We start from the raw sequence: 24,980 nt of genomic DNA, 5'->3' as shown, positions 1-24,980 counted from the left end.
CAACAGGTAGCAGGCATTAACGGGATCGCACAGGTATGGGGAGCATTTTTAAGTTTAAACAATTCGAAGTGAGCCAGAGCGGTTGTGCCATGAAGATCAATACGGATGGTGTGATCCTGGGTGCCATCGCCCAGCAGGACAGTCCGCTAAGGGTATTAGATGTAGGAACAGGAACAGGCGTAATCGCGATGATGCTTGCCCAGCGTTTTCCAGCAGCAGTAATAGATGCGGTTGAAATTGATGAATCAGCGGCATCTGCAGCAGCATTTAATTTTAATAATTCCAAATTTGCAGACCGCCTTAAGGCATCTCATGGCGATATTGGAAGCTATGAACCGGGACGGAAATATGATCTGATCGTTTCAAATCCGCCTTATTTTGTTAATGACCTTAAAAACCCGGAAAAGAGAAAGCAGCTGGCCAGGCATGCAGATGAGCTTTTTTTTGAAATCCTGGTAAAGAAAATTGCGGAACTGCTTACAGAGAATGGAAAAGCATGGCTGATCTTACCTGTAAAACAAGCGGAGTATGTAGTAAAGCAAGCCAGGGAATATGGATTGTCACTTTGTCGGCAGATCAATGTCTGCTCAGATGAGCAAAAGCCCATCATTCGGCATATTATATGTCTGTCTGCATTGGAGCAGAGGTACAAATCAGAAATGTTTTACATCTATCAGGATCAGGGGGTTTATACCCAGGCCTATAAAACACTGCTTAAAGATTTCTTCCTGGCCTTTTAGCACCTTAAATATTCCTGGATTTGTGTTCCTAATTGCTAAATTTGTTGTTTGCATCACATAAGTGATGGTGTAAGATTGATAGGCTAAAAGATTGGTTCTGTTCGTCAGGTTGTATTTAGAGCACTTGGTTTAGTTATTCAATAAAATCACATTTGGCCCTGTTTCTAATACATGCTGTTAAATGGTTCAAGTATTAACCAACTTTGTAGAACGTGTAAATATTAGCTGAATGTAATAACCATTAAACCGGAACATAGCGATTTACCGGAACTTAGAAATCCAGTAAAATATAAATAACCCTTAAACCTTTAAAATCTTGACTAAAATAGGATTACTTTCCGATACCCATAGTTTTCTTGACGATGCGGTATTCAAACACTTTGACGATTGTGATGAGATCTGGCACGCCGGAGATTTCGGATCCGGGGTAGCAGAACGGCTCGCAGATTTTAAACCATTGCGCGGTGTTTATGGAAATATAGACGACAAAGAGATCCGTAGCCTCTATCCGGAGCATTTACGATTTAGCATAGAAGATTTGGACGTTTGGATCACGCATATTGGCGGTTATCCTGGGAAATATTCACCACAGGTAAAGGGTGAAATATACACTAAGCCTCCAAAATTATTTATAGCGGGCCATTCACACATTTTAAAAGTGATGTACGACAAAAAAATCGATTGTATGCATATAAATCCCGGTGCTGCGGGTAATTCTGGCTGGCATCGTGTTAAAACTTTAATTAAATTTTCTGTTTCAGAAGGAAAAATACATAACTTAGCGGCCATAGAAATAGGCGATAGATAACGTAAAAAATACACTAAGTATATGTCAGGCATAAAAACACTGGGTCAGTTTATTATTGAAAAACAGGCAGATTTTCCATACGCTAAAGGCGAACTTTCAAGGCTCTTAAGGGATATCGGGATCGCATCAAAAATAGTAAACAGAGAAGTGAACAAAGCCGGACTGGTTGACATACTTGGAGCCGCCGGAACGGTGAACATCCAGGGGGAAGGTCAGCAGAAATTAGATGTGTTCGCAAATACACAGTTTATCAGCGCCCTAACCAGTGGTGGTGAATGCTGTATCGTAGCCACTGAAGAAGAGGATGATTTTGTAAAGATAGATTCTCCGGTATCTAAAAATGCGAAATATATCGTCTGCATCGATCCGTTGGATGGTTCTTCAAATATTGACTGCAATGTAGCCGTAGGGACTATCTTTTCCATTTACCGGAGAAAATCCGTAGATGGTGAAGCAACCATTCAGGATGTCCTGCAAAAAGGAACAGAACAGGTAGCCGCAGGATACGTTATCTACGGATCATCTACTATGCTGGTATACACCACCGGAAAAGGAGTGAATGGCTTTACACTCGATCCTTCTATCGGTGAGTTTTGTATGTCGCATCCCGATATGAAAGTGCCCGCCAATGGCAGCATCTATTCCATTAATGAAGGTAATTACGTACATTTTCCGGAAGGCGTAAAAAAATACCTTAAATATGCCCAGGCAGAAGATAAAGCAACCAGTCGCCCGTATACCTCCCGGTATATCGGCTCCATGGTGGCAGACATTCACCGAAACCTCATCAAAGGAGGGATCTATATGTATCCAACCACCGCAAGCTCGCCAAACGGAAAGCTGCGGTTACTCTATGAATGTAACCCGATGGCATTTATTATAGAGCAGGCCGGAGGAACGGCCTCAGATGGCTTTAACAGGATCCTTGAGATCGAGCCGACGACTCTGCATCAGCGCACAGCTATTTTTATTGGATCCAGCAGCATGGTCGACGTGGCAGAAGATCTGATGGCAGAGTATTCTTCGGAAATGGATAGTGCAAGGGCCATTGCCCACCCGCTGGACTAATCTCATTCTTTTTTTATTCCTGTTCATTTTTTTTAATATGTATTAACATGTTGAAAAAAATAATTTACGCTGCGAAATCTTCGTTTTTTTGGCTTAAGTGCTGTTTATTCGTGTTTTTGTGCACCTTTTACCTACGCGCGCCCAAAAAAAAATTTGCGAGTTTAAAATTAATATGTAACTATGTATGTACAAATGAAACGTTAATTACATATTTAATCATTTAAACCAGTCAAACTAACCATTAAACCACCATGTATCGAAGAATTTTTACTTATTTAAGAGTGAAATACCTCTGTTACCTTTTACCGTTACTTTTTTCAGTAAACGAGGCCTCAGCGCAAACTCCTGTGGTCATCTCTGGTAAAGTAACCGATGTAAAGGGATTGCCATTACCCGGAGTAAGTGTGGTGCTTAAAAACTCGGCAGCAGGCAGCACTACAGACTCCGCTGGAAGGTATGCACTAAACGCACCCAATCTGAAAGGAACGCTTGTATTTACATTTATCGGTTTCGTTAAACAAGAATTGCCTGTAAACGATAGCAAAATCGTTAATGCAACTTTAGCAGAAGAAAATTCTACCCTCAATGAGGTCGTTGTTGTAGCCTTTGGTACCCAGAAAAGGGAAAGTATGGTTAGTTCCATCACTACCATCAACCCTAAAGAGCTAAAAGGGCCCACAAGTAACCTGACGACCATGCTGGCAGGGCGTTTACCCGGACTTATCGCCTATCAGCGCAGTGGCGAACCCGGATCAGATAATGCGGCCTTCTTTATTCGTGGCATTACCTCTTTCGGTACCGGAAAACAAGATCCGCTTATCCTGATAGACAATATGGAGTCTACGCCAAATGCACTGGCACGGATGCAGCCAGATGATATTGCATCTTTCTCCATTTTAAAGGATGCTGCAGCATCATCGTTATATGGTGCACGCGGTGCAAACGGTGTGGTGTTGGTTACTACCAAATCAGGTTCTGAAGGAACAGCCAAATTTAATGTACGTTTTGAGAATTCCGTTTCAACGAATACCCAGAACTTCCAAATGGCAGACAACATTACCTACATGAGACTGGCCAACGAAGCTGCACTAACCCGCAATCCCATTGCCCCGCTTCCATACCTGGAAAATAAGATTGATCATACGATTGCCGGAGATAACCCATTGCTCTATCCGAATAACGACTGGATGGACCTGTTGATCAAAGACCATACCCAGAACCAACGCCTAAACTTAAATGTTGGTGGCGGGGGTAAGGTAGCACGGTATTATATTGCCGGAACATTTAATCAGGACAATGGCGTATTAAAGAGCAATGCCATCAACAGCTTTGACAACAATATTAAGTTAAAAAGCTATTCCGTTCGTTCCAATGTGAACGTAAACCTAACGTCAACCACAGAAGCAGTGGTACGTACATCTGGGAGTTTTGATGATTTTAACGGTCCAATTGGCGGAGGGTCAGCGATATTTAACAGTGTGCTTACCGCAAATCCGGTAAAGTTTCCTGCCCTTTTTAACCCCTCAGATTCACCATTCGATAATCACCCGCTTTTTGGTGGGGCCTTGCTAACAGATCAAACATCAGGTGGCTATTACAACAATCCATATGCAAGCATGGTTTCCGGTTTTCAGCAATACAACACTTCAACCCTGAATGTACAGCTGGAGCTGAACCAGGATTTCAAGTTCATTACACCCGGTCTTAAGGCTTCGGTAATGGCATACACCACCCGGTATTCCTATTTTGATCTGTCCAGACAATACAATCCGTTCTTTTATTCGGCGAATCCAACTGATCAAAATGCAAAGGGATACAACATTGCACTGCTCAATGAACTTACCGCAACTGAATATCTGAACTATACACCGGGAGCAAAAACAGTAAATACCACCGCACAAATCAACGCCAATATCTCCTATGCACACACTTATGGTCAGAAACACAACGTTTCAGCCTTATTGGTAGGTATCGCTAAAAATTACCTGGATGGAAACGCAACCACTTTACAAGGCGCTTTGCCTTCAAGGAATTTAGGCGTATCCGGACGTTTAACGTACGATTACGATACCCGCTATTTATTTGAAGCCAACTTTGGTTATAATGGATCAGAACGTTTCGCAGAAAATAACCGTTATGGTTTCTTCCCTTCTGTAGGGGCAGGATGGAACATCAGTAATGAAAAATTCTTTGAGCCGCTTAGAAATGTGGTATCCCGGTTTAAGGTCCGCGGTAGCTATGGCCTGGTTGGTAACGACCAGATTGGAAGTATTGCCGACCGTTTCTTCTACCTGTCGGATGTTAGTCTGAACAATGCGGCACGCTCCGCAACCTTTGGCGAAAACTTTACTTACACCCGTAACGGAGTAGTAATTTCCAGGTATGCAAATAATGAGATTACCTGGGAAAAATCAAAAGACCTCAATCTTGCAGTAGATCTGACGTTCCTCAATAAATTTAATTTAGTGGTAGAAGGTTACAAAAAAGACCGTACCAATATCTTAATGCCGCGGGCCAATATTCCAACTACCATGGGCTTAACGGCAATCAGCAGGGCCAATGTCGGGGCAGCATCTGCAAAAGGAGTAGATGTGAGCATGGACTACTACGATACCTTTGGTGATTTTTGGCTAAACACCAGGGGAACATTTACATTCTCTACCAGCAAGCTGGAAATCAACGAAGAACCAGAATTTCCGGCCAATGAGTATTACCTGTCAAAGGTGGGACATTCCTTGTCTGCAGCTTATGGCTTAATTGCAGAGCGGCTGTTTGTAGATGATGAAGACGTTAGAAATTCACCGGTACAAAGTTTCGGTGGCGCAAGTACTTCTGTTAGGGGCGGGGATATTAAATACCGCGACTTAAACGGCGATGGTATCATTTCTGGTCTGGACATGGTAAGCGGAATCGGTAATCCAACCAGTCCGGAGATCATCTACGGTTTTGGATTCTCCTCAGGTTACAAAAACTTTGAATTTAGTGCGCAGTTCCAGGGCTCGGCAAGATCGTCCATCTTCGTAAATCCCGCAGCAGTAACACCGTTCGCACTGAGCGGAGGTAACCAAAATGGGTTATTACAGGTTATTGCAGACAATCATTGGTCGGAAGACAACCGTGATATCTATTCCTTCTGGCCAAGATTAAGTTCAACCGTTAACGTCAACAACAGTCAGCCTTCAACCTGGTGGTTGCGTAACGGTGCTTTTTTAAGACTAAAACAAGTGGAAGTTGCCTATAACATCAGAGAAAAAGGCCTGAAGAAACTGCGTATGAGCAGCCTTCGGTTCTATGTAAATGCCAATAACCTGTTTGTGATTACCGGCTTTAAGCTATGGGATCCTGAACAAGGTGGAAATGGACTCGGATACCCGGTTCAAAAGGTATTTAATGCTGGTTTAACCGTGTCATTCTAACAATCAAAACAACAAACATGAAAGTTATAAAAAATATAGCCCTGGTGTCAATGGTGTTCCTTACATCGCTTTCTGCGTGTAAGAAAAATTACCTGGATATTGTTCCGGATAATCTGCCTACACTGGATAATTCATTTACCAGCCGCGTTGAAGCGGAAAAATTCCTATTTACCTGTTACTCATTTTTACCAAGAGAAGGAAATCCAGACAGCAATCCCGGGTTTAATGCGGGAGATGAACTCTGGTTTTATAAAGATCCCATCTTTGATTTTTTTAGAATAGATCCATACCTGATTGCAAGAGGACGCCAGAACAAGTCTGCACCATACATGAACTATTGGGGCGAAAACAGCGGAACCGGAAGCGTAAGTGCTTTCGATGGCCGCTCGCTTTGGCAGGGCATCCGTGATTGTAATATCATGCTGGAGAATATCGATAGGGTAAACGACCTTCAGCCTTTATTGAGAGACCGCTGGATTGCAGAAGTTAAATTCTTAAAAGCATACTACCACTGGTACCTGTTTAGAATGTACGGTCCAATCCCGGTCATAGATGAAAACTTACCAGTTAGTGCAGATCCTGAAGCTGTAAAAATAAAACGGCAGCCGGTAGACTCTGTGGTCAACTATATTACAAAATTAATTGACGAAGCCGTAGTTGGCGATGAATTTACAGGGTTGCCAAGCCGCATCTTAAACCAGGCAGATGAGCTGGGCCGCATTACAAAAGTAGCCGCACTGTCCATCAAAGCCAAAGTATTGGTTACTGCAGCGAGTCCGATGTTCAATGGGAATACCGACTTCAGGAATTTAAGAAATAAAGATGGAGAAATACTTTTCAACCAAACTTACGACCCTAAGAAATGGACCAGGGCAACAGAAGCCTGTCGTGTTGCTGTTGATGCAGCAGGAGCAGCGGGAGTTCGGTTATATACTTTCCCTGCAGGAACTGTAACGGGGCAGACACCTGAAATTACAACAGAAATGAGCATCAGGAATGCTGTTGCCCAAAAGTGGAATACGGAACTGATCTGGGGCAGCACCAGCAGGGAAGATGGGAATGCAGCCCCATCATACTGGCTGCAGCTTTTTGCTTGTCCGCAGTTGGAACCTGCAATTTATAAGGAAGAACTAAAGGGACAGCTGGCACCAACTTTCAAAATGGCCGAATTGTTCTATACAAAAAACGGAGTGCCTATAGAAGAAGATGATACCTGGGATTACGCGAACCGCTTTAAGCCCAAAGCCACGCCGGCAAATAGCCCGTACCTGATCCCTGATTATCAAACTGCAGGTCTTCATTTTGACAGAGAGCCCCGTTTTTATGCGGATATGGCCTTTGATGGCGCCAAGTGGTATATGAAAAGTAATACCAGTGTCCTGGCACCATTTGCAATAAGAAGTAAAGCACTGGAAAATTCCGGTAAAAAGAATACCCGTCTGTATTCCATCACTGGGTATTACACCAAAAAGGTAGTGAACTGGAACCTGACAGCCAGCGCCGCAGGGATCACCGTAGAAAGTTATCCATGGCCAATCATGCGTCTTGCAGATCTGATGCTGCTGTATGCAGAAGCATTGAATGAATCAGGTAATGGCACAGCAGCACTGCCCATCCTGAACGAGATCCGCTCAAGGGCAGGATTGGGTACGGTAGAATCTTCATGGGGAACTTATGCCAAAGCACAGTTTAAAAATAAATACAGCACGGTAGAAGGATTGCGGGATATTATCCGTCGGGAACGCGGAATAGAACTGGCATTTGAAGCCAATCGTTTCTGGGATCTGCGCAGATGGAAAACAGCAGCAGCAACCTTAAACAACCCAATCTATACCTGGAACATCAGTCGTGATAATTTCACGGACTATAACCAGCGGATCATAGATTTCAATCAAACATTTGTGGCACCAAGAGACTATTTATGGCCAATCAGCGACAGGGAGTTGCAGATCAACTCCAATCTTGTTCAAAATACAGGATGGTAAAAAAATTGGCTGATTATATATTAAAAACATAAGATAATGAAAAGAATATTATTGATCTGCTGCATTGGTTTATTTACGTTAACAATGAACTCCTGCAAAGAAAATGTACTGGAACCCGTGGAGAACGACGGTGTTGCTCCCGGTCCGGTAAGCAATCTTTCTGTAACCAACCTGAATGGTGCAGCTACCGTAACCTTTACAGCGCCTACAGATCCCGACCTGGCCTACGTAAAAGCAAAATATACGACGAAAGATGGTATTGTCCGCGAAACAAAAGTAAGCCGCTACAACAACAAGATCACCCTGGAAGGCTTCGCTGATACGGATTCATATACCGTGACCTTAACGGCTGTGGATAAAGGCGAAAATGGATCTGCACCGATAGATATCACGGTAAAGCCTTTGGAGCCGCTTTATAAGATCGCCTTCGAAACCCTTCGTACCAACCGCGACTTTGGAGGTATCAATATCGCGATGGAGAATGCAAAGAATGCAAGTTTAGCTGTTGTGGTATTGACGGATGATTCCTTAAAAAACTTCGTGCCTGCCCAAACCTTTTATACCGATCTGAAAGATGTTTCTTTCTCTGTAAGGGGCTTCAAAGCAATAGAACGCAAATTCGGCATCTCGGTACGTGACCGTTGGGGAAATAAGTCAGATACGCTGAATGTAACCCTGACGCCGCTGTTTGAAGAACGCTTATCGCGCACAGCCATGAGTGGTTTTACTTTGCCCACCGATGCTACACTCGGACACGGCGGTACCTATGCCGGTTTATTTGATGACAACTTAACCGGAGGCTGGTACCACAGTGCAGACGGTAATGTGATGCCGCAGTGGTTTACCTTTAATTTGGGAGTAACAGCCAAATTAAGCCGCCTGGTCTATTTCATGAAACCGAGTAAATATTTTGATGAACACAATCCAAGGGTCGTAGAGATCTATGGGTCAAACGCCCCAAATCCAAATGGAAGCTTTGACGACAGCTGGACCCTGATGACCACTTTTACCATGGTAAAACCATCCGGGTTACCGGCACCCCAACTGTCGCAGGCCGATATAACAGCCGCTACAGAAGGTGCAACGATTGCATTCCCGCTAGATGCGCCTCGTGTACGTTACATCCGGTTCAAAACATTAAAGAACTGGGGCAATACACCATATGTCAGCGTCTATGAGATCCGCATGTTTGGCGATTCACATTAATCCATCAATTAAACTATTCAACATGAAAATATATCTAAAAGTTCTTTTTTTAGCTGTAGCAGGCCTTTCCTTCCTGGCATCCTGCACCAAAGAAGATGATTATAAAAAGTTCCAGGAAGGCGGTGAAATTATCTATGCCGGTACCCTGGATACCGTAATTGCCCAGGCAGGGAAAAACAGGATCAACCTGCTTATGAATCTCGGTAGTGATGCGTCGGTAACCAAAATTAAAGTATTTTGGAACGATGGCTCCGATTCTGCGCAGGTTGCAGTGGCACGGCCGGCAGCATCAGATATCGTGAACCTGCTTATCCCAAACCTGGAAACAGGAACCTATAACTTTAAGGTGTATACCTACGATAGCCAGAACAACTCCTCTGTGGTTAGAAATGTGTCCGGAATTGCGTATGGCAACGAATATGAAAGCTCATTGGTTAACCGCAGAATAAATTCTGCAGTGCCGAGCGCACAGGTAGATTCCTTAGTGTTTACCTGGAATGAGCCCAATCCCGGACTAATCAGCACAGAGATCCGCTATGCAAAAAAGAATGGCGATTTGGTTAGTGTGATCGTACCGGCAACCCAGACCATTACCAAAATAACGGAAGATTACCTGGCTGGCAGTACCTTGTCGTACCGCTCTACTTACAAATATGATGTCAATGCTTTTGATACTTATACCGTTCCGGAATTTCTAACACTAACCTTAAATGCATTGCCTCCATTTGAAAGGCAACTGCCAAAATCGGCCTTTAAGGAAGTGATCCTTCCAACCGATGTATTAGAAGGAGGCTTCGGTTGGTTAATGCCTGCATTGTGGAATGGCGTATACACCGGTAGTGGTTTTGCCACCACACCGGGTGTGGCACTACCGGTATGGTTTACGTTTGATACCGGCGTATCCACAAAAATAAACCGTTTCCTGTATTATATGCCGCAGGACCGGATCTTCAGACTGGAAGCAGTGAAGTCGTTTGAGATTTGGGGAAGCGACAGTCCGGCAGCAGATGGCAGCTGGGCAAGCTGGACCTTATTAAGAACCTGTGTAAGTATTAAGCCGTCAGGATCTCCGGTAGGCACCAATACTGCAGCAGATATTGCAGCAGCAGCAGCCGGACAAGAGTTTGTCATGCCAGATGGAATCCCAAAAACCCGTTACATCCGCATTAAAGTGCTTTCAAACTGGGGCAATGGAGCATTTCAGGCCATGGGCGAATTTACATTTTACACACGCGATCGTGTAGCTAAGTAGAAACAGGAGAAAAAGAAAACATATGATCAATTACAGCGCAGCCATTTTCAAAAAGACCCTGATTGGGATCATTGGAGTTTTCAGCTTTTGTGAAAGTTCTTTTGCCCGCCAATCGCAACCACCAGCTACCGCAATCCATGCACTATCTGTTCTGCAAATGGCAGACACGGTAAAAGCAAAGGCAGAAAAGCTGATTAAATCGGGTTTTACCGCAGGTGATGGGTATGCAGAAGTATGGATCCGTGATCTAAATACCTTTATGGATCTGGCCTGCGCAGTAAACGATCAATTGGTGATCAAGCGGCATTTAATCAGATTCTTTCAGTTTCAGCAACCAGACGGTGGCATCCTTGATGGATATGTTCCTACACCCGGGGATGCAGGTGTAGGGTATAATTATTATCACTCTGCACTGGCCCCCGGTTATTCCGGACATAAAAATACGGTAGAAACGGATCAGGAAAGTTCGCTGGTGCAAAGTATCGCGAAATATATCCGCAATACCGGCGACCGGAGTATTTTAACCGACACTGTAGCATCAGTAACCGTACAAAAACGCCTGGAACAGGCCATGAATTTTTTGCTTAAAAAGCGGTTTGATGAAAAACATGGACTACTGTGGGGCGCAACAACGGTAGACTGGGGAGATGTGCAGCCGGAACACAACTGGGGTGTTGAGATCAATGAAGATACGCACCGCGCAATTGATATCTATGACAATGCAATGTTTCTCATCGCGATCAACGATTATTTAAGCATTGCCGATATCCCTAAAAAAGAACGGGAGTATTGGCTTAGTGTTCATAAAAACTTAGAAATGAACATCCGGAAGTTCCTATGGGATCCGGAGCATAAAAAATTTAGGCCCCATATTTATTTAAGTGGCTCTCCGTTTCCATCCACGTTTAATGAAAGTGAGGTTCATTATCATGGCGGAACGGCTGTAGCTATTGAAGCAGGTATTTTAAGTAGAAAAGAGGTTAAAACTGTATATCAACAAATGCAGAATAACGTGAAGCAGGCTAAGGCTTCATCAATCGGGTTGACGATTTACCCGGTGTACCCTCAAGGTTTTTTTAAAAATACAGGTATGGGGCCTTATTCTTATCAAAATGGTGGCGACTGGACCTGGTTTGGCGCAAGAATGGTGTCTCAGCTCATTAGGTACAACTACCTTAATGAAGCATCTGAAGCTCTTGCTCCAATGTTGGAGCGGGTGCTTAAAAACAAGGGATTTTATGAATGGTATACGCCAGATAACCGGCCACAAGGGTCTTCTAGCTTTCGGGGAGAAGCCGGGGTATTGTGGGCAGCCATCGTACAGCTTCAAAAAGTAACACACAAGTAAAACATAATTAATACATTACAATCATCAAATGACAATCAAAATGAACCGAAATAATTTGAAGAATACAACTGGTCTGATAATCCTGACGCTGTGCTTCATGATGGGGTCAGTTAGGGGACAAAATAAAGTGATCTGGGAAATTGGAACAGCAGATAACAGCGGCAGCGGAATGGCACTTGCGCCAGCTGGTTATAAGCAGTTTCTGGATCATGATTTTGGATGGGAAGACCGGTTCTTTCTCATTGGAACCTCAAAAGCAGAAAAAGATTGGTCCTATGTATTGCCTGGCCCGAAAGATGGCTGGGGAGGCACCGGACATACATCCGGTCTGCGTACACACAATGCAAATATCCTGTTCGCACTGGCAAATTTGCCAGCTAAAGGCAATTGGAACTTTGTGGTAGACCTGGTTGGTTATAATGGAGACCTGCCGCCGCTATTTAAGGTGATCGTAAATGGAAAAGCATTTGTAACCCAGTTGCCAAAACGAAATGCAGATGCCAGCATTGAAGGTAAGCTCAACAACGTAAAAGAATATCAGCTGTCCTTCCCGCTTAAGCCAGAAATGCTGCGGAAAGGTGGTAATGAGATCCTGCTCACTTCTATTGATGGGGCATGGATGGTATTTGATCAGGTAAAGTTAGAAGGACCGCAAAGCACAAAGCTGCTGACTAACCACAACCTGTTTTTAAGAAGTGTAAAACCCGCAGATTATGAGATTGCCCAAAATGGCAAACGCTATCAGCCGCTGCTGGTAGATGTGCAGCATTTATCCGGTCGCCCCAACCTAAGCGTTAAATTGGACGGGATCGCTATATTTAAAGATAAATTAGACAGTGCAAGATACCAGTTTGAGGTATTGATGCCGGCAGTAAAGGCACAGAAACAAAGTAAGTATGAAGTGTTTAGTGATGGACATTTACTGGAAAGCGGTATTGTTAAAAGAACAGCGAAACAGGAATTTACTCCCGCAGACTATGTAGATACTAAAATGGGAACCGCACATTCCAGGTGGATGATCGCTCCGGGACCATGGGCACCATTCAGTATGGTAAAATTAAGTCCGGATAATCAAAACCCCGGATGGATGGGCGGATATGATCCCACGTATGAAAGCGTAGGTGTATTTAGTCACATTCATGAATGGACCATGGCTGGGTTAGGTATGCTTCCGGTAAACGGACCATTGAAAATTAAAGTAGGAGATCAGCGTAAAACCAATGATGGCTATCGTTCACAGATTGATAAATCTACAGAAGAGGCGCCATTGGGTTATTATAAAGTAATGCTCACAGATTACAACGTTAAAGCAGAACTTACCGCAACAACACGCGCAGGTTTTCAGCGCTATACCTACCCAAAAGCAACAGATTCCAGGGTAATGATCGATCTGCAAATCCCTGCAGAATATGGCTACAGCTTAAAAGGAGTTTCTCTTCGTAAAATAAACGACCATCGCATAGAAGGATACAGTAAGCAGTTTACACCAAATGCATGGTCGGGCGATGTAAACCAGGATTATACGGTTCATTTTGTCATAGAGTTTGATCAGCCGATCCGGAAATTCGGAACCTGGTCTAATGATGATATTACCGATAAGGATTTGATCAATACCGGGAATTTGAAAGATGCAGGAGCTTATGTAGAGTTTGATACCCGTCAAAACCAGGTGGTGCAGGTGCGTACCGGAATATCCTTAGTGAGTATCGAAAATGCAAGCCAGAATTTGCAGGAAGAGATTACCAGACCGTACGGATGGAGTTTCGATAAAGTGCGGAACGGGCAACGTGCAACATGGAATAAGCTAATTGGCCGTGTAGCCATCACCACGAATGACAGAAGAGAAAAGATCCGCTTTTACAGCAATATGTACCGCGCACTCGCAAGCAGGAATACCTGGAGTGATGTAGATGGAAGATGGGTAGATGCCACACAAAAGATCCAGCAGTTAAAAGATCCAAAAGCGCTGGCACTGGGATGCGATGCGTTTTGGAATACCTTCTGGAACTTAAATCAATTCTGGAATCTCGTTACGCCGGAATGGTCGTCTAAATGGGTAAAATCGCAATTGGCAATGTACGATGCCAATGGATGGCTCGCCAAAGGACCAGCAGGGATGAACTATGTACCTGTTATGGTTGCCGAACATGAAATTCCGTTAATAGTGGGTGCATACCAGATGGGAATCCGGGATTTTGATGCAGAGAAAGCGTTAGAAGCGGTACATAAAATGCAGACCACACCCGCACAAAAAGTAGGGTTGGGCTTTGCCGGAAACCGGGACCTGGAGTCGTACATGAAATATAAATTTGTGCCATACGATAAAGGCAGGTTCTCCAATACCTTAGAATATGCATATGACGACTGGACGGTATCGCAGTTTGCAAAATCATTGGGAAATAAAACCATTGCAGATGAATTTACGATCCGCTCCAATTACTGGAAAAATGCAATAGATAAAGAAACCGGATATGCGCGGATGCGTAAATCTGACGGAACCTGGTTTCCAGACTTTGATCCGTTTAAATCTGGCGCAAATGAGCAGTATGTAGAAGGAAATGCATGGCAATTAACCTATTTTGTGCCCCAGGATGTACCCGGACTGGCCAATGAGATTGGTGTAGATAAATTTATAGACCGCCTTTCATGGGGATTTGGAGAAAGTGATAAACTACGTTTCAATGCACCGGGAGATCAATACTGGGATTACCCGGTCATACAGGGAAACCAGCAGTCAATGCATTTTGCATACCTGTTTAACTGGGTAAAGAAACCCTGGTTAACACAGCGCTGGAGCCGTGCCATTATAGACCGATATTATGGGTTTGATGTCGCCAATGCATATCTGGGTGATGAAGACCAGGGGCAAATGAGTGCCTGGTTCATTATGGCTTCTCTAGGATTGTTTCAAACCGATGGGGGATGTAGTGTAGATCCGGTATATGAAATCGGAAGTCCGATTTTTCCCAAAGTAACCATAGATCTGGGCGAGCAGTACGGAAGAGGTAAATCGTTTACTATCGAAGCTGTAAATGTTTCCAGGATCAATAAATATGTACAGAAAGCAACATTGAATGGTAAAGCCTTAACCTCATTTAAGTTTCCGGCATCAGAACTGTTAAAAGGCGGTAAGATCGTGTTGGAAATGGGAGAAAAGCCGAATATGGCATGGGGAATTGATTAATAAATATTTCAATACCGTAATGCAATAATAAATTGGGATCATCGGAATATAGATGATCCCAATACGATTAACCTCTTCTGCTTTCCACAGAATATACAAAGCTGTCCGCTTTGTAATATCCCAGGTTGTATTCAACAGGACGTTCAGCCTGGTCGTACACAAAACGTTTACGGAACAGGATCGGACTTCCGGGTTCAGTTTCCAGTTTTGCAGCAATGAATTTGTCGGCAGCTTTGGCACTGATCTCCTCTTTAGAAAGTTCAGTAATGATGTTGTAATCAGCTTCCAGGATGTCGTAAAGAGGTCTTTTGAAATCCTCTTCACCAGTTAGCCCGGTTCGGGGATGAAAATAAGAAACAAAATATACAAAAGGGCCTTCAGGTCTGCCTCTTAAGCGTTCCAGTTTTAAGATCTTTTGATCGGTCTTGATGTTAAAGAAATTGGCAATGATCTCTTCCGGGTAGATCCAGCTTACATGAAGCTCAAAATTCTTGATTGGAATGCCGCGGGCTTTCATTTCCTGCGAAAAGCTTAACCAGTTTGCCGATTTAGAACTAATCATGGCATCGGCAACTTTAGTGCCCACACCTTTCTTGCGAATCAGTAAGCCTTCATAAACCAGTTTGTTTAAGGCCTGGCGTAAGGTAGTCCGTGAAATGGCAAGTTGTTTGGCAAGGTCAATTTCATTGGGAAGTAATTTGCCGTTTTGAAACTGGGGATCTTTGATCATTTTCCGCAATAATTCTTCTGCCTGTATGTGCAGTGGGATTGGGCTTTTATGATTAAGAGATATCTTCATAAGGGTATATAATTTCTCTTACAATAATATGAAAATATATTTGCAAAGGATTATTAAATCACTATGTTTGTACATGTTTGTTTTCGTATTAAAATATTTATAGAGTTACATCTTATTTATCATGCTTTATTGTTGTTTTGTAACTGTTTTGTTTGTTTTAATATGTTTGTACATATTAATATTAAATTAGCGGAATGACCAATAAACACATGCCCGAAGCTTTACAGAATTTAAAAAATAGCAATATACATACTCCCGTAAGTACGGAAGAAAATAAATGGAGGGTAAGTACACAGCCCTTGTTGGGATCCCGGATCCCTGAAAATCTAAATCCATTCCATACGTTGGGCAGTTCAAAGATCTTTAGCGGATATGAAAGCCTAACCAATTGGATCATTGAACAAAAGACAGTGATCATTGATGGTTATGGAGGTATCTTCTTTGATCAGATCATCCGCAAGGTTCAGGAAGAGCTGGAATTGAAAGGGTTATCTGTAAAATGGCAGCAAAGCAGCAACTTCTTAAAGCCGGAAGCAGAGATCAATAAACTGGTTACACCTTATTTGGGCGCAAAGGATGACGTTTGGGGCACAAGAACCCAGCTGGAGCTTAAAGATTTTTATAACCTGGAAGCCTTGTCATCGCTTCAGCCAGATCCGGAAGCCGTAATTAACATTGTTGTTGGAACAGGTGCTGCGTTAGTCAATTGGGACGTGCCGGTCATCTATTTTGACATCCCTAAAAACGAAATCCAGTACCGGATGCGGGCCAAATCCATTACAAATATTGGTCAGCATGCTGCAGAGCGCTCATTTAGTATGTACAAGCGGTTCTACTTTGTAGACTGGGTGATATTAGATCAGCACCGGGCTAACATATTAAACAAGGTTGCTATCGTGGCAGACGGGCAACGCTTCAATGAAGTAACCTGGTTGTTTCAGCCTGATCTGCTGGCCGGACTAAAGCAATTAAGCCATTCTGTATTTCGTGTTCGTCCCTGGTTTGAAAAAGGATCATGGGGTGGGCAATGGATTAAGAAACACATCAAAGGCATCAATACCGATGAGGTAAATTATGCCTGGTCTTTTGAACTGATCACGCCAGAGAACGGACTGTTGTTTGAAAGTGATGGAAACCTGTTAGAAGTATCGTTCGACTTTCTAATGCTGACCGAATACCAGGCCATACTGGGTAAACATGCTGAAACCTTCGGGCCTTATTTCCCAATACGCTTCGACTTTCTCGATACCTTTGATGGTGGTAATCTATCCATCCAGTGTCACCCTTCAAAAAAATACATCCAGGAGATGTTTGGCGAAACGATTACACAGGATGAGACGTATTACATTATGGACTGTAAACCAGGTGCAAAAGTTTACCTGGGCTTTCAGGAAAGTATAAATCCTGATGAATTCAGGGCGGTACTGGAAAGCAGCCAGGAAAATAAAAAGGAGATCGATATTGAGCAGTATGTACAAAGTTTCCCTTCACATAAACACGATCTGTTTTTAATTCCAAATGGAACCGTTCACAGTTCAGGTGTCAATAATATGGTGCTTGAGATCAGTGCAACACCCTACATTTTTACATTTAAAATGTACGATTGGCTCTCGCTGGACCTCAATGGAAATCCACGGCCAATAAACATCGGCCATGCATTTAATAACCTCAGGTTTGAACGTAAGGGAGAGGTGGTACCTAAAGAATTAATTGCCCATCCATCGGTCATCGATAGCGGAAGTGATTGGAAATTGATACATTTACCTACACATAAAGAACATTTCTATGATGTGCAACGGATTGAGTTTGATACCGAAGTCACCATAGAAACCAGAGAAGGGGTCCATGTGCTGATGCTGGTAGAAGGAACATCCATCTCTGTGGAGATTGAAGAATTAGTACCCAGCAGGTTCAATTATGCAGAAACGTTTATCATTCCTGCAGCAACAAAACGATATAAACTGATTAATCATGGCACAGCACGTGCTAAAGTGATCAAAGCATTCCTTAAAAATAACACGAATTAATAGCTTATCTCATGATCAATAATTATAAAGTTTACCTGGCATTAATTACTGTAGTCGCATCACTCGGCGGATTGCTCTTTGGGTTTGATATGGCGGTAATTTCGGGAGTACTTCCCTTTGTACAGAAACAATTTAATTTAACGCCATTGCAAGAGGGCTGGTTCGTGTCATCTGCATTAGTTGGTTGTATTATAGGTGTAGCCTTTTCAGGCGATCTGAGCGATCGCTTGGGGCGTAAAAAGCTCTTGTTCCTTTCCGCGGTCCTGTTTCTTTTCTCCGCAGTAGGCTGTGCTTTGGCCGGTTCGCTGCAATGGTTAATTACAGCGCGTCTAATCAGCGGGGTAGGCGTCGGTATTGCATCTATCGTTGTACCGTTATACCTTTCAGAGATTGCACCAGCGGCCATTCGCGGCAGACTGGTTACCTGTTATCAACTCGCCATAACTGTAGGGATTCTTCTGGCTTATATCACCAATTCATTGCTGTTAAATTATTCAGAGCAGCATGCATTGGCATCAATATCCCAGATGTTTGATCTGGTTTATATCCAGGAAGCCTGGCGTGGCATGTTCAGCATCGGTATTTTTATTGCCTTGTTATTTCTGATAGGTTTATTTTTCGTGCCCGAAAGTCCGAGATGGCTTATTAAAAAGGGCAGAAATAAAGAAGGCTACGCGTTGCTTACCAAAATTAACAATGGAAAGGATAGATCTGCAGAAGTCAATGCTGCCGATACCGAAGCTGAAGAAGGAGGGACGTATAAAGAACTGTTTACGCCCAAATTAAGAAAAGCATTGCTTTTAGGTGTCCTGCTGCCCTTATTTTCCCAACTAAGCGGAATCAATGCCATCATTTATTATGGTCCATCCATATTGAATGATGCAGGGATCGCTTTGAGCAATTCATTTTTAGGGCAGATCATCTTTGGTGTGGCCAACCTGGTATTTACCTTTGTTGCGATCTGGAAAGTAGACCAATGGGGCAGAAGGCCGCTTTACCTGATTGGAACGGTAGGTGCTACCATCAGTTTATTTTTAACCGCATTGTTCTTTTCACTCGGACAAACTTCCAGTATATTCCTCATCATTAGTGTAACCGTATTCCTGGCTTGTTTTGCGTTTTCCATCGGGCCATTAAAGTTTGTGGTAGCATCAGAAATATTCCCAACGAGGATCCGTGGAAAGGCGATGGGATTGAGTATCATGGTGATGTGGGTAGCAGATACCATTGTTGGGCAGCTCACACCAGTACTGCTGCGTGAAGCCGGAACTTCAGTAACCTTCTGTGTGTTTGGCTTCTTTTGTCTGATCGCTTTTATTACAGTTTATAAGCTATTGCCAGAAACCAAGGGCAAATCATTGGAAGAGATCGAATCTTTCTGGAAGAACGCTTAAAGTAGTCTTTGGGCGTTCTTTTCAGCCTCAAATTCAGCATCAATAGTCTGGGCTGCTTTGTTCTTGGAAGCAGCTACAGCAAGCTCATCACAGCGCTCGTTTTCCGGGTGACTGTTATGTCCCTTTACCCAGACAAATTTAACGTGATGTAATTTATAAACAGCCAGGAAACGCATCCAAAGGTCTTTATTCTTTTTACCTTTAAAACCGGTTTTAAGCCAGCCGAATACCCATTTTTTCTCTACTGAATCAATTACATATTTAGAATCAGAAAAGACAGTTACATCCTGTCCGGGAGTCTTTAATGCATTTAAACCAACAATAACGGCCAACAGTTCCATTCGGTTATTGGTGGTTAAACGAAAGCCGGCACTCATTTCTTTATAGTGTGCGCCAGACCGTAAAATCAATCCGTATCCTCCAGGTCCTGGGTTTCCACTAGCTGCTCCGTCGGTATAAATTTCAATCATATTACTAGCAAATCTATGTTTTTAAGCGGTATAATCAATTTGTAAACGGTTATTTATATTGAATTGATAATTCAACAAACTGAATTTTAATTGATTAAAAGAAAATGTGAATCAAAGTTGAAAAATATTTGATTAAATTGTTAAAAATTGTACTTTTGTAGCGTTGAAAAACACATGGTGGTTTTAGCTCAGTTGGTTAGAGCATCGGTTTGTGGTACCGAGGGTCGTGGGTTCGAGCCCCATATTCCACCCCAAGTTTTTAAAGCAGTCTGAAAAGGCTGCTTTTTTTGTTTATAGGGTTCGAGTCCCTTCTTCCGCACGCTATCTATGGGGTCGATCGATCAGTATCTTTTATAATCTTCAAAACGTCATGTATATAATCTTTGCATGATTAAGTTGTCATGTATAGAAAATTAAATTATATTTACATGATAAAAGTCTCGGATATAAAAACTTTGCATGAAAAAATTGGCCAAATTGAGAAGTGATGTACCTTTTAATGAATTGCCGCCATTGCCTCCTGATCAAATTAAAGTGGAGACCATTCCTGTTTTAAGACAAGTCGTTCAATCTTCAATAGCCCTTTCGGAATTAAAAGGACTAGCCTATACACTCCCTAATTCTTCTATACTTCTGAACGCAGTAATACTTAAAGAAGCTCGTATGAGTTCTGAAATTGAGAATGTAATTACAACCCATGATAAGCTCTATCAAGCATTATCTGCAAGTGGCCCGCAGATAGATCATGCTACGAAGGAGGTTCTACGCTATAGGGAAGCTATGCTCACCGGGTTTAAAGTGATCGTTCAAAAAGGATTTTTGAATATAAACGGAGTATTAGCTATACAGGAAACACTGGAAGAGAACAAAGCAGGACTAAGAAAATTGCCTGGAACCTCATTAAAAAATGCTATTACTGGTGAAGTTATTTACACTCCACCCGATGATTATGATAAAATCCTTACATTAATGAAAAACTTAGAGGAGTATATAAACGAAACTGATGTACTTTCTCCATTGATTAAACTAGCGGTTCAACATTACCAGTTTGAAAGCATACACCCATTTTATGATGGTAACGGTAGGACGGGAAGAATTATTAATGTTCTTTATTTGTGTCTGCACGGGCTTTTAGATAGTCCTGTACTTTATTTAAGTGATTATATCATAAAACATAAACCTGATTATTATAGATTACTTGGAGAAGTTAAGACCAAGGGTAATTGGGAGGAATGGATATTATTTATCCTAAAAGCTATCGAGGAAACTTCTAAACAAACCACTGATCAGATTAAATCAATCAATCAGCTCTTTTCAAAATTACAGAATAAAATAAAGGAAGAAGCATCTAAGCTATATAATAAGGACTTATTAGAGTTGTTATTTGAACAACCATACTGTAAAATAGAATTTGTTATCGATCGACTTAATGTTTCAAGGATAACAGCTTCTAAATACCTTAACGGATTAGAAAAGATCGGAATATTGCATTCTAAAAAAGTCTGGAAGGAAACCATATATATCAATATCGAGCTATTTGAACTTTTGAAAAAATAAACTACTAGTGATATTATGACGTCACTAGTAGTGATGAATTCAACCCATATAAAAATCATTTTCGTGGACAAAAATTGTTTAGCGCTTTAAGAACTTTCCAAGCTCTTCCATTTCATCCATTTTTCCTTTTAAATCGGCCAACTGCTTCAAATCAGCAATAAAACGTGATGAAATTTGTACCATAAATGACCCGAAAACCCTTTAAGATATCTTAAAGGGCTTTTTTGTTTTTAGGCGATTTTTAAATCATCGAATAGGCGCAATGGTGGCCATTTTTTGGTTCGAACCCTATATGGGCACCCTCACGGTGCAAAAAAAACTATTTTAAAGTAATTTTTATATTAGCATGCTTGCAATCTATTTGTTATAGGTATTCCTAATATTTTTTTTGGTTCGATGTCCTTAGCTTGCGTAAAACTCTGTTGAAGTCAACGAACTCGTTAAAGCCCGAAAATGCCGCCCGAAACAGCTATTTTCTCACCAGTGATCCAACCCGAATCATCAGAGGCTAAAAATACAGCTACCTTAGCAATATCTTCTGGCTGTCCTGTACGACCAAGAGGAGTATTCGCAACGATCTTCGCTTCAAATTCACTTCCGATAAATCCGTTACTATGTGTGCCTTCTGTTTCAATAGCACCCGGCAAAATAGAGTTGATGCGGATGTTTCTGCCTGAAAATTCTTTGGACAAGGATACCGTTATTGCATCTAAAGCTGCCTTGGTCGCCGAATATACAGATCCTGTCGGCACCGGCGTTCTGCTTGCTCCGGAGCTGATATTGATGATATTTCCTCCTTTGTCTCCAAATAATTTTAGAGATTCCTTAATAGCAAGCAGGGAACCCAAAGCATTGACATTGAATTGCCGGTAAAAAGATTCAACTGTAGCGTCTTCAATAGCTGCATAATTAAATACCCCTGCATTATTCACTAAAATGTCTAAATTGCCAAATGCACTTTTAGTCTCCTCAAACAGTCTGCGTATATCAGCTTCCACCGACACGTCGCCCTGCACAGCAATAGCTATACCGCCTGCATCGATTATAGTCTTTACAACATGTTCGGCTCCATCTTTGCTCGACGAATAGTTAACCACAACTTTTGCGCCCTCCGCCGCAAAATGGTTGGCAATGGCGGCACCAATGCCTTTAGATGCTCCAGTTACTATCGCAACCTTATTCTTTAATTTATTCATGATATTTTCTTTAAAAGTTCAGTACTACAATTTATTTCATCAGTAAATCTTCGGTCTTGGTCAAAAAGTCGTTTAAAGCGGTATTGATATCGAGTTTCATACGGTCGGCCAAGATGATCACCCACCAGATCGTCTCGCCCAGTTTATGGTGTAGTTCAGGTAATGTATTTTCTTTCGGCCAACGTCCCTGCAGGGACATGGTTAGTCGTCCTACCAGCGCGGCATCGGTCAGAAACGCCAAAGCGTCCTCTTCGATGGTCCATTCACTTCCATGATGTTCTACTTCCAGTTGATGATATTGCTCCCTGATCCTTTGAGACCTCACAATTACTTCAGAGATCTTCATTTGTTTACTCATAATGATTTAAATGCTTATAATTTATTGAATTTATACTTGATGGGTTACCATGGCAGTATCCCTTCGGGTCCAAAAAAGCCACCGTTGGAAACGTCCAGATTCATCGTTGCATATCGCAGTGGTACAGATGCGCCCTCTTCGGCAGTCAAACTTCCGGTATTGTCGTTGAGATCTGTCCGTATATGTCCCGGCTCAACAGCATATACTTTGATACCCGACGGCCCAAGTTCTTTAGCAAAGGCTGCGGTGATCATATTCAGCGCAGCTTTTGAACTGGAATAACCCATGAAATTGACCTGTCCATAAATAACATCTGGGTCGGAACTAAGGCCAATAGATCCAACGATACTGCTTAACATGATTATCCGCGCGCCAATGGCAGCCCTCAATAAGGGCAGCAGAGCCTGCGTTACACGGATCGGCCCAAAAGTGTTTGTCTCAAATGTTTCCCTGATCACGTCCATTTGCTCATCACTGGGAAGGCTTTTCAGGTTCAACGCTACGCCAGCGTTATTGATCAGGATATCCAGATATGCAGTTTGCGTATTCAAAACACGCGCAGCCTCTTTTACACTGTTGTCATCGGCAACATCGATCAAAAGCAGGTTTACATCCAGACCTTTCGAACGAAGTTTTTCCACGGCTGCCTGACCGCGGGAATGATCCCTCGATCCCAGCCATACTTTATAACCTTCTTTGGCCAGTCCTTCCACGGTAGCCAATCCTATGCCTTTGTTCGCACCGGTTACCAGGGCAGTTCTCAAATTATCCATTGTCATTCAATATTTTGGCAGAGGGTCCATCTGGGTTAGCGTGGTGTGACAGGTCTCCCGCAAAGCCCATCGAAAGACTTCTTTCTTTAAATTGCCATTTGCCATCAATGCGTACAAAAATGTCGTCATAGGTTCCGGTCATGATCGCCTGTAATGGGAAAGACCGCTCGGTATCCTGCTGGTAAATAATAAGGTACGACTTCGCGGTCGCTGAGGAGTCGTCCTCGTTAATATGGATTGTTGTGTTCGTAGTCACGTGTGCGGTCTGCGGCGTGCCATTAGAATAGATCTGAAGATTAGATCTGAGCATAGACTCAATATCCGCTCCATCTGTATAGGCGCCAAGGGAACCGATTCTGCCATGTGCAAACAAGGCACCAACTCCCGCAAGATCTCCCTTGTCTAAAAGGTGAGTGTAACGCGCGATTAAATTTTCGATCTCTCTTTCACTGCTGATCTTATAAGCTGACTGATTCATTTTTTTAACGTTTAGAATAATTTATATGAATTGATTTTAAATTAAATGGTAGGAATTGTTCCACCGTCTATTACATAGTTTGCGCCACTAAGGTATGACGCTCTTGGAGATACCAAATAGCCCACAAGCTCAGCAACATCTTTAGGATCTGCCATCCTGCCCATAGGGATGCCGCCCAGGCTTGCCATCAAATTTTGGGTGATCTCGTCGATGGTTGTACCTGCAGATTCCGCAAGCGTGCCCAAAAAACTGTCCATGGTTTCGGTTTTAACCATGCCCGGTGATACAGTAAGCACCCGCACACCTTTAGGTGTAACCTCTTTTGACAGGCTTTTGCTGTAATTGATCAGCGCTGCCTTAGCTACGGCATAAGCGCCGAGTGATTCGTAAAGAGGTGATATGCCACTGATCGAAGAGATATGGATGATCACCCCGCTTTTGTTTTCCAGCATCCCCGGCAATATTGTTCTGTCAATACGTACGGGGGCGAGCAGGTTCAGTTGGATCTCATCTTCCCAATGCTTGTCAGTAAGGACACCAAAGCCGCCCGAAGGACTGTTAGATCCCCCCATGTTGTTGATCAGTATATCAACTTTACCGAATTTTTCGAGAATACTGCTGATGACCGTCATAGCTTCCGATGCATTTGCGAGGTCTCCCTTGATAAAATGGTGCCCGTATTTGTTGTCGGCCGGTGCATTCCTTGCGGTGATGATCACGGTAGCTCCCGCCTGGGCCAACCTGTCAGCGATCGCCTTCCCGATCCCTTTGGTTCCACCTGTTACCAAAGCGATCTTGCCGGTCAGTTCTTTATTTTCCATGTTGATTATTTTAATATATATATTGTTTTACTCTGTATTTAGTTGTCTTCTTTTATTTTAGAACAGTCACTCTAGAATTAAAGCCGGGTTAGGACTCGGT

The 24,980-nt window shown here is 42.7% G+C and carries 19 protein-coding genes and 1 tRNA gene; 13 read left to right on the top strand and 7 right to left on the bottom strand.

Annotated features, from left to right (window positions below):
- The first annotated feature begins 35 nt into the window (after window positions 1–35).
- From ATK78_RS12875 to ATK78_RS12835, 9 genes are all read left to right on the top strand, one after another.
- Entirely contained in the window at window positions 36–740 is a 705-nt protein-coding gene (locus ATK78_RS12875; protein WP_133576539.1) for a tRNA1(Val) (adenine(37)-N6)-methyltransferase, read from the top strand.
- Between the two features lie 316 nt (window positions 741–1,056).
- On the top strand, window positions 1,057–1,548 hold the full coding sequence (locus ATK78_RS12870; protein ID WP_133576538.1) for a metallophosphoesterase family protein: 492 nt from the start codon (window positions 1,057–1,059) through the stop codon (window positions 1,546–1,548).
- A gap of 21 nt (window positions 1,549–1,569) precedes the next feature.
- Complete coding sequence (gene fbp / locus ATK78_RS12865) at window positions 1,570–2,616, top strand: class 1 fructose-bisphosphatase (protein WP_133576537.1); 1,047 nt, start codon at window positions 1,570–1,572, stop codon at window positions 2,614–2,616.
- 281 nt (window positions 2,617–2,897) lie between these two features.
- Complete coding sequence (locus ATK78_RS12860) at window positions 2,898–6,032, top strand: SusC/RagA family TonB-linked outer membrane protein (RefSeq protein ID WP_208112364.1); 3,135 nt, start codon at window positions 2,898–2,900, stop codon at window positions 6,030–6,032.
- A 17-nt stretch (window positions 6,033–6,049) separates the two neighbouring features.
- Window positions 6,050–8,017, top strand: a complete 1,968-nt coding sequence (locus tag ATK78_RS12855; RefSeq protein WP_133576535.1) for a RagB/SusD family nutrient uptake outer membrane protein — start codon at window positions 6,050–6,052, stop codon at window positions 8,015–8,017.
- Window positions 8,018–8,053: 36 nt separating this feature from the next.
- Entirely contained in the window at window positions 8,054–9,223 is a 1,170-nt protein-coding gene (locus ATK78_RS12850; protein ID WP_133576534.1) for a DUF5000 domain-containing lipoprotein, read from the top strand.
- Between the two features lie 22 nt (window positions 9,224–9,245).
- Entirely contained in the window at window positions 9,246–10,475 is a 1,230-nt protein-coding gene (locus tag ATK78_RS12845) for a DUF4998 domain-containing protein (protein WP_166664876.1), read from the top strand.
- A 22-nt stretch (window positions 10,476–10,497) separates the two neighbouring features.
- Window positions 10,498–11,823, top strand: coding sequence for a glucosidase family protein (locus tag ATK78_RS12840; RefSeq protein ID WP_243732519.1), 1,326 nt, complete (start codon window positions 10,498–10,500; stop codon window positions 11,821–11,823).
- A 40-nt stretch (window positions 11,824–11,863) separates the two neighbouring features.
- On the top strand, window positions 11,864–15,007 hold the full coding sequence (locus tag ATK78_RS12835) for a GH92 family glycosyl hydrolase (RefSeq protein WP_208112363.1): 3,144 nt from the start codon (window positions 11,864–11,866) through the stop codon (window positions 15,005–15,007).
- A 67-nt stretch (window positions 15,008–15,074) separates the two neighbouring features.
- Here the strand turns inward: ATK78_RS12835 and ATK78_RS12830 are convergent, their stop codons facing one another.
- A complete protein-coding gene (locus ATK78_RS12830) occupies window positions 15,075–15,806 on the bottom strand; it encodes a GntR family transcriptional regulator (RefSeq protein ID WP_133576532.1) in 732 nt (243 codons plus the stop codon).
- Between the two features lie 194 nt (window positions 15,807–16,000).
- Here ATK78_RS12830 and ATK78_RS12825 point away from each other — a divergent pair, with 194 nt between their 5' ends.
- Together ATK78_RS12825 and ATK78_RS12820 are read left to right on the top strand one after the other, a co-directional pair.
- Window positions 16,001–17,833, top strand: coding sequence for a class I mannose-6-phosphate isomerase (locus ATK78_RS12825; protein WP_243732518.1), 1,833 nt, complete (start codon window positions 16,001–16,003; stop codon window positions 17,831–17,833).
- Window positions 17,834–17,844: 11 nt separating this feature from the next.
- The gene (locus tag ATK78_RS12820; protein ID WP_133576531.1) at window positions 17,845–19,227 is read left to right on the top strand and encodes a sugar porter family MFS transporter; all 1,383 of its coding nucleotides are present in this window, start codon (window positions 17,845–17,847) and stop codon (window positions 19,225–19,227) included.
- Here ATK78_RS12820 and rnhA read toward each other — a convergent pair.
- Entirely contained in the window at window positions 19,224–19,697 is a 474-nt protein-coding gene (gene rnhA, locus ATK78_RS12815) for a ribonuclease HI (protein WP_133576530.1), read from the bottom strand. The two genes, ATK78_RS12820 and rnhA, sit on opposite strands and share 4 nt — an antisense overlap.
- 177 nt (window positions 19,698–19,874) lie before the next feature.
- On the opposite strand from rnhA, the gene ATK78_RS12810 reads away from it, so the two are divergent.
- Window positions 19,875–19,951 (top strand) — tRNA-His (locus tag ATK78_RS12810).
- Window positions 19,952–20,156: 205 nt separating this feature from the next.
- Window positions 20,157–21,254: a Fic family protein gene (locus tag ATK78_RS12805; RefSeq protein ID WP_133576529.1), complete on the top strand. Its 1,098-nt coding sequence runs from the start codon at window positions 20,157–20,159 to the stop codon at window positions 21,252–21,254.
- A gap of 440 nt (window positions 21,255–21,694) precedes the next feature.
- Here the strand turns inward: ATK78_RS12805 and ATK78_RS12800 are convergent, their stop codons facing one another.
- The 5 genes from ATK78_RS12800 to ATK78_RS12780 are packed head-to-tail and all read right to left on the bottom strand — an operon-like array spanning window position 21,695 to window position 24,880.
- The gene (locus ATK78_RS12800) at window positions 21,695–22,450 is read right to left on the bottom strand and encodes an SDR family NAD(P)-dependent oxidoreductase (protein ID WP_208112362.1); all 756 of its coding nucleotides are present in this window, start codon (window positions 22,448–22,450) and stop codon (window positions 21,695–21,697) included.
- A 31-nt stretch (window positions 22,451–22,481) separates the two neighbouring features.
- Complete coding sequence (locus ATK78_RS12795) at window positions 22,482–22,808, bottom strand: nucleoside triphosphate pyrophosphohydrolase family protein (RefSeq protein ID WP_208112361.1); 327 nt, start codon at window positions 22,806–22,808, stop codon at window positions 22,482–22,484.
- A gap of 44 nt (window positions 22,809–22,852) precedes the next feature.
- On the bottom strand, window positions 22,853–23,581 hold the full coding sequence (locus ATK78_RS12790; protein WP_133576526.1) for an SDR family oxidoreductase: 729 nt from the start codon (window positions 23,579–23,581) through the stop codon (window positions 22,853–22,855).
- Window positions 23,574–24,059 carry a nuclear transport factor 2 family protein gene (locus ATK78_RS12785; RefSeq protein ID WP_133576525.1) on the bottom strand — a complete coding sequence of 162 codons (486 nt, stop codon included), beginning with the start codon at window positions 24,057–24,059 and terminating at the stop codon, window positions 23,574–23,576. Before ATK78_RS12785 ends, ATK78_RS12790 begins: the two co-directional genes overlap by 8 nt.
- Before the next feature lie 41 nt (window positions 24,060–24,100).
- Window positions 24,101–24,880, bottom strand: a complete 780-nt coding sequence (locus tag ATK78_RS12780) for an SDR family oxidoreductase (protein ID WP_133576524.1) — start codon at window positions 24,878–24,880, stop codon at window positions 24,101–24,103.
- Between the last annotated feature and the right edge of the window lie 100 nt (window positions 24,881–24,980).

Source organism: Pedobacter metabolipauper, assembly GCF_004362715.1.
GTDB lineage: Bacteria > Bacteroidota > Bacteroidia > Sphingobacteriales > Sphingobacteriaceae > Pedobacter > Pedobacter metabolipauper.
This window is presented reverse-complemented; position numbering and strand designations above follow the sequence as displayed.

Bases quoted from the DNA above. Each gene is read 5' to 3' on its own strand.
- ATK78_RS12780 (WP_133576524.1), bottom strand. From the start codon at position 24,880: ATGGAAAATAAAGAACTGACCGGCAAGATCGCTTTGGTAACAGGTGGA.
- ATK78_RS12840 (WP_243732519.1), top strand. From the start codon at position 10,498: ATGATCAATTACAGCGCAGCCATTTTCAAAAAGACCCTGATTGGGATC.
- ATK78_RS12855 (WP_133576535.1), top strand. From the start codon at position 6,050: ATGAAAGTTATAAAAAATATAGCCCTGGTGTCAATGGTGTTCCTTACA.
- ATK78_RS12875 (WP_133576539.1), top strand. From the start codon at position 36: ATGGGGAGCATTTTTAAGTTTAAACAATTCGAAGTGAGCCAGAGCGGT.
- ATK78_RS12820 (WP_133576531.1), top strand. From the start codon at position 17,845: ATGATCAATAATTATAAAGTTTACCTGGCATTAATTACTGTAGTCGCA.
- ATK78_RS12795 (WP_208112361.1), bottom strand. From the start codon at position 22,808: ATGAGTAAACAAATGAAGATCTCTGAAGTAATTGTGAGGTCTCAAAGG.
- ATK78_RS12805 (WP_133576529.1), top strand. From the start codon at position 20,157: ATGAAAAAATTGGCCAAATTGAGAAGTGATGTACCTTTTAATGAATTG.
- ATK78_RS12785 (WP_133576525.1), bottom strand. From the start codon at position 24,059: ATGAATCAGTCAGCTTATAAGATCAGCAGTGAAAGAGAGATCGAAAAT.
- fbp (WP_133576537.1), top strand. From the start codon at position 1,570: ATGTCAGGCATAAAAACACTGGGTCAGTTTATTATTGAAAAACAGGCA.
- ATK78_RS12845 (WP_166664876.1), top strand. From the start codon at position 9,246: ATGAAAATATATCTAAAAGTTCTTTTTTTAGCTGTAGCAGGCCTTTCC.
- ATK78_RS12790 (WP_133576526.1), bottom strand. From the start codon at position 23,581: ATGGATAATTTGAGAACTGCCCTGGTAACCGGTGCGAACAAAGGCATA.
- rnhA (WP_133576530.1), bottom strand. From the start codon at position 19,697: ATGATTGAAATTTATACCGACGGAGCAGCTAGTGGAAACCCAGGACCT.
- ATK78_RS12850 (WP_133576534.1), top strand. From the start codon at position 8,054: ATGAAAAGAATATTATTGATCTGCTGCATTGGTTTATTTACGTTAACA.
- ATK78_RS12835 (WP_208112363.1), top strand. From the start codon at position 11,864: ATGAACCGAAATAATTTGAAGAATACAACTGGTCTGATAATCCTGACG.
- ATK78_RS12830 (WP_133576532.1), bottom strand. From the start codon at position 15,806: ATGAAGATATCTCTTAATCATAAAAGCCCAATCCCACTGCACATACAG.
- ATK78_RS12800 (WP_208112362.1), bottom strand. From the start codon at position 22,450: ATGAATAAATTAAAGAATAAGGTTGCGATAGTAACTGGAGCATCTAAA.
- ATK78_RS12825 (WP_243732518.1), top strand. From the start codon at position 16,001: ATGACCAATAAACACATGCCCGAAGCTTTACAGAATTTAAAAAATAGC.